The organism is Synechococcus sp. R6-10 (assembly GCF_047461815.1).
Classification (GTDB): Bacteria; Cyanobacteriota; Cyanobacteriia; order Thermostichales; family Thermostichaceae; genus Thermostichus.
This window is the reverse complement of sequence record NZ_JANSHW010000235.1, coordinates 1-2,117: the sequence shown is the minus strand read 5'-3', so window position 1 is coordinate 2,117 and position 2,117 is coordinate 1. Positions and strand designations below refer to the sequence as shown.

The 2,117-nt window shown below is 55.9% G+C and carries 2 protein-coding genes and 1 pseudogene; 2 read left to right on the top strand and 1 reads right to left on the bottom strand.

Translation table 11 applies throughout. The features are described from left to right. Positions 1-83 precede the first annotated feature (83 nt). A complete protein-coding gene (locus tag NW837_RS07390; protein ID WP_414330288.1) occupies positions 84-803 on the bottom strand; it encodes a response regulator transcription factor in 720 nt (239 codons plus the stop codon). A 476-nt stretch (positions 804-1,279) separates the two neighbouring features. On the opposite strand from NW837_RS07390, the gene NW837_RS07385 reads away from it, so the two are divergent. Continuing rightward, positions 1,280-1,660: a hypothetical protein gene (locus NW837_RS07385; RefSeq protein ID WP_011433618.1), complete on the top strand. Its 381-nt coding sequence runs from the start codon at positions 1,280-1,282 to the stop codon at positions 1,658-1,660. A gap of 226 nt (positions 1,661-1,886) precedes the next feature. After that, positions 1,887-2,117, top strand: a pseudogene (locus tag NW837_RS07380) (SH3 domain-containing protein); the annotation flags it as partial.

Here is a 2,117-nt window from a genome sequence, read left to right as displayed (position 1 = left end):
AAACAAACAGAATGCTATCGCTGCATAGTTGAACAGTGATGTTCAGCAGTGTTCAGCGTAAATGTATCAGAGTTATTTGGGGGTTAAGGTTTTTCCTCTCCCCATCCCTCCTTCGGAGCGGGGGGCTCAAACTTGTAGCCAACTCCACGCACGGTGCGGATCAACTCCGGTTGGCTGGTATCAGTCTCTAGTTTCTTGCGAATTTGGCCAATGTGGACATCGACCACCCGTTCATCTCCCTCGTGGTTAAAATCCCACACCTCTTGAATCAGCTCAGCCCGTCGCCAAACCCGCCCCGGATGTCGAGCCATAGCATAGAGCAAATCGAACTCCAGTGCTGTTAAGTTGATCAGGCGCTGCTCGCGGATGACTGCTCGGGTTTCCGGGTCGATTACCAAAGAGGCAAAGGTCAAGACCGGCGCGCTGGCCATTTCGGTCTTCATACGTTGCCGCCGCAGAATGGCTTGCACTCGCGCCTGTAACTCCGGCAGGCTGAAGGGCTTGGTCAGGTAGTCATCTGCCCCCAACTGGAATCCGTGCAACTTATCAGCAGGGCTGACGCGGCTGGTCAACATCAACACGTACACGCCGGTCTCTTTTTGCATTTGCTGGCAGAGATCGTAGCCGCTCACATCCGGCAAGTTCAGATCCAAAATTACCAAGGCCGGCTGAAAAGCGCGCAACTGCTGTAAGCCCTCGGCCCCCGTCATCGCCACCTCAACCGAATACCCCTGCCGCTGCAAGTACCGCTGCAGTAGAGCACAAATGCTGGGATCATCATCGATGATGAGGATGCGTGACATGGCAGCTTGGCACTCTCGAAGTCAGCAGGAGACAAGGTTGCAGGGCGTTGGGGTGCGGGGATCCCTTCGGCAGCTCATGGGCAACAATCGTGCAGAGGCGATGGGCCCTCGGCTCGCGGGTGAATAAAGAGCCCTCTCAACAGGGCAAGCTTGACCCCAACCTCGGCTGGAAAGGGCCACAGGCGCAGGCAATTCATGAGTGATTGAACACTTAAATCTTATTTCAAGTCTTTACGTATGGGGTCACAGGGGGAGTTCATCCTTGTCAAGGCTGCCCTTCTCTCCAAATTAACGGAGGCTTATCCAAGAATCTTGGGCATTATCTTAACTGAATTGCCCAAGGGGAAAAGTAGCGTAAGGAGGATCCGTCAAGCAAGATCCTTAGCACCTGGAGTTAATCTGGAAGCTGTGACGCTGCTGTTCCTGTCTCAAAGTCTCGCTTTAGTGTGGCAGGTGGCAGTTTATCCCGGAGGCTTATGTACACCAATCCCGATGAAGTCTTCCGCAAAGATGTCTGGTTGGCCCTCTTCACGTGGGGGATCCTGGAGCTGGCTTGTTTCGTGATTATCCCATTCACCGGAGCCTACGCATTCTCGCAAGTGGCGGCTTGGCTGTGGCCCTCTTTGGTTTTGGGGCCGGTGGGGGCGGTGGTGGTGGCTTTTTGTTCTAAAGTGGTGCTGGCTGCCAACAACATCCCGGATCCCAGGAGAAAACAAGCCCAGCGGCAAGTGGCTCAGGTGGTCAGTCTTTTTGGCTTTCTGGGCTTGGCATTGCCCCTCCTTCTGGCAGGATGGGTATTTGGCCGAGAGATTTTGACGACCGACTGGCAGAATAAGTTCACCAACACCAATAAGTAGAAGCTAATCTCCGACGCCCTTGCCCTCTGGGGTCGCGTCGCCCCGTCAGCGTTGCGATTCCTCTGCACAGGCCTAGCAAGAGCGCTGCGGAACACGATACATTGGGATGCAATCACGTCAGCGTTGCGCAGCAGTCGTGCTCTGGCTTTCGTAAATCCCCGGTTTTGACGGGGATCCCATCTTCTCTGCGGATTCTTGCCTGCAGCATTGCGGGAAGGTATTTCGGATGGCTAACTACCCGATGCGAGGCCGTTCTTCTCCTGCTTCTGGCGGTTTTCCCTTGGGCACCTTGGTGGTGGTGAGTGTCTCGGTTGGGGCTCTGGCCGCCTTGGCTTGGCAGTTGTGGCAGCTCGTCGCCCCCATGTTGGCCCCCCCTGCCCCGCCTCAATTTCCGCAGGCGGTGCGCTTGGATCCCTTGCCCCGCCCAGCCAGTTTTCCCTCTCCCCCCTCTGGCCCT